Origin of the sequence: Mesorhizobium sp. LSJC280B00, assembly GCF_000502835.1 — a bacterium.
In the GTDB taxonomy this organism is placed as follows: Bacteria; Pseudomonadota; Alphaproteobacteria; order Rhizobiales; family Rhizobiaceae; genus Mesorhizobium.
Genome location: NZ_AYVL01000095.1, coordinates 1 through 2,638, shown reverse-complemented (window position 1 = coordinate 2,638; position 2,638 = coordinate 1). Strand labels below are relative to the sequence as shown.

Here is a 2,638-nt window from a genome sequence, read left to right as displayed (position 1 = left end):
GCGGAGCCTGGTCATCCTGGCCACGCGATCTGGAAGCGTGACTTTGCCGGATCGGCGGGCGTGTTCTCCTTCGTGCTGCGGCCGGAACTGGCGCCACTGCAATCCGATGTCCTGCGCAGCCTGCGGCTGTTCAGGCTCGGCGCAAGCTGGGGCGGCGTGCATTCGCTGATTGCCGTCAGCGATCCGCGCAAAGGGCGCGCCAGCCTCGATTGGCTGAAGCCCGGCCCGGTCTGGCGCCTGTCGATCGGCCTTGAGGCGCTCGAAGATCTTCTGGCCGACCTTTCCCAGGCCTTCGAACTCTTTGCTAAAGCCCGGCGCAACGGAACCGCAGCAGCCGACGCCAAGGCCGCCGAATGATTAGAACCTCAACGAGAAGGGGAATGACTATGAAACATCAAGTTCTGAAATGGCTCACGGGTCTGGCGATAGGATTGGCCAGCCTGACTTCGGGCGCCGTGGACGCCAGCGCGCAGGCGGTTATCAACAAGATCAAGGAACGCGGCTATGTCAGCTGCGGCGCCAGCCAGGGCGTGCCCGGTCTCTCCCGGCCCGACGAGAAGGGGTATTATCGCGGCTTCGATTCCGATATTTGCCGCACTTTCGCGGTCGCCATCCTCGGCGACAAGGAGAAGATCCGTTACGTGCCGCTTAACGCAGGCCAGCGTTTTCCTGCGCTGCAGACCGGAGAGATCGACGTTCTGTCGCGCACATCCACCATCACCTACAGTCGCGATACGGTTGTCCGCTTCGTCTGGATCAATCTCTACGACACCGACGGCATGCTCGTGCGCAAGGCCGACAATATTACCGAGCCCAAACTGCTCGATGGAAAGACCGTTTGCCTGCAAGGCGGTGGCAGCCTGACCGAGAAAGCGATCGAGGAAACCGAGGAAGAGTTCGGGATCGCGATGGAGAAAGTCTATTACGACTCGACCATTCAGGCGCGCGACGCCTTCTTCGGCGGCCGCTGCGATTCATACGTCACCGACGGCACTGCGGCAGCCGGACAGCGTGCTTCGGTGGCCAAGAACCCCGACGACTACGACATCATCAAGGTCGGCAAAGCCGCCGAACCCAATGGCGTCGCGGTCGCCCGCGGCGACGATCAACTCTTCGACGTCGTGCGCTGGACATTGAATGCCCTGTTCTGGGCCGAGGCCAACGGCATCACCTCGCAGAACATCGATGAAAAGCTTGTGTCGGGCAGTCCGGAAGTCAAACGGGTGCTCGGTGAGGAACCCGGCTTCGGCAAGCCGCTCGGATTGGACGACAAGTGGGCCTACAACGTCATCAAGCAAATGGGCAACTACGCCGAGATCTGGGACCGCAATCTCGGCAAGGACAGCCCGCTAAAGGTCGAACGCGGTCTGAACGCGTTGTGGAAGGACGGGGGCCTCAACTATCCTTTCCCCTGGGATTGAGCCGCATGATGGAGGGGAACGGGCCCGGCGCTCCCCTTCCCTGCCAACGCCGCGAACCCTCGAGGTCAACATGCTGAGCGATGCCAAGACCAGATCGATCATCATCCAGTGTGCCCTGGCCGCCGCGGTTGCCGCTTTCGCTGCCCTGCTCGTCAGCACGACTTTCGCCAATCTCAGGGCACGCGGCATCCCGATCGGCTTCGATTTCCTGACGATGCCGTCAAGGATCGTCATCTCGGAAGCAATCCTCACTTACAAGTCGCGGGACCCCTATTACTGGGCGATCGCGACCGGGCTCGCCAATACGGTCTTCATCTCCGCGGTCGTCATCGTCTTTTCATCCGCGCTCGGCCTCGTCGTCGGCATCACCCGGCTGAGCAGCAATCCCCTGGCGGCGGGCACCTGCCGCGTATGGGTGGAGGTTGCACGCAACTCACCGCCGATCGTGCTTCTGATCTTTCTCTATTCGCTGTGGTGGAAGGTGCTGCCGCCGGTCGGCGAAGCGCTCAATCCGCTGCCAGGCGTTTACGCCTCAATGCGCGGCTTTGTGGTGCCGGCCGTCAGCATGGACGTGGCCACCGCGGGATTGCTCGTCATTGCTCTCGCCCTGGCACTGGCGGCCGCTGGCTGGGCGGCGGCGAGAAGAGGATGGCTCTCACCGCTGACCGCGCCGGCGATCCTTACGGTTGGCATTGCCGGGCTCTGGCTTGCCGATGCGAAGTTCTCCGTCGACTGGCCGACCTTCACTGGGTCGAACTTCAAAGGCGGCAAGGACCTGACGCCCGAACTCAGCACCATCCTCATCGGGCTGACCATCTACACCACCGGCTTCGTCGCCGAGATCGTGCGTGGCGGCGTGCTTTCGGTCGGCCGCGGTCAGTGGGATGCAGGTCATTCGCTCGGCCTGCCACGCGGCAAAATATTGCGTCTGATCATCATCCCGCAGATGCTGCGGGTGATCGTCCCGCCGCTCAACAGCCAATACATCAACGTCGTCAAGAATTCGACGCTGGCGATCGCGGTCGGCTATCCGGACTTCCTTGCGGTGATGAACACCATCATCAGCAAGTCCAGCCATTCGATCGAGGGCGTCTTCATCATCCTCGGCGTCTATCTCGCCCTCAACCTGAGCCTGTCGAGCGCGGCCAATTGGTACAACCGTCGCATCGCCATCGTGGAGCGCTGAACCATGAAGGCCGTGTCTCTTTCCCTTCCGG

Annotated in this window: 3 protein-coding genes; all 3 read left to right on the top strand. The window is 62.1% G+C overall.

The window, feature by feature from the left end; all coding sequences use genetic code 11:
- Positions 1–357 (top strand): PLP-dependent transferase (locus tag X773_RS0140615; RefSeq protein WP_031213472.1); only part of this gene is annotated, 357 nt, incomplete at its 5' end.
- A gap of 29 nt (positions 358–386) precedes the next feature.
- Entirely contained in the window at positions 387–1,421 is a 1,035-nt protein-coding gene (locus X773_RS73350; RefSeq protein ID WP_023680948.1) for a transporter substrate-binding domain-containing protein, read from the top strand.
- A 70-nt stretch (positions 1,422–1,491) separates the two neighbouring features.
- Positions 1,492–2,607, top strand: coding sequence for an ABC transporter permease subunit (locus tag X773_RS73345; RefSeq protein ID WP_023680947.1), 1,116 nt, complete (start codon positions 1,492–1,494; stop codon positions 2,605–2,607).
- Positions 2,608–2,638 lie beyond the last annotated feature (31 nt).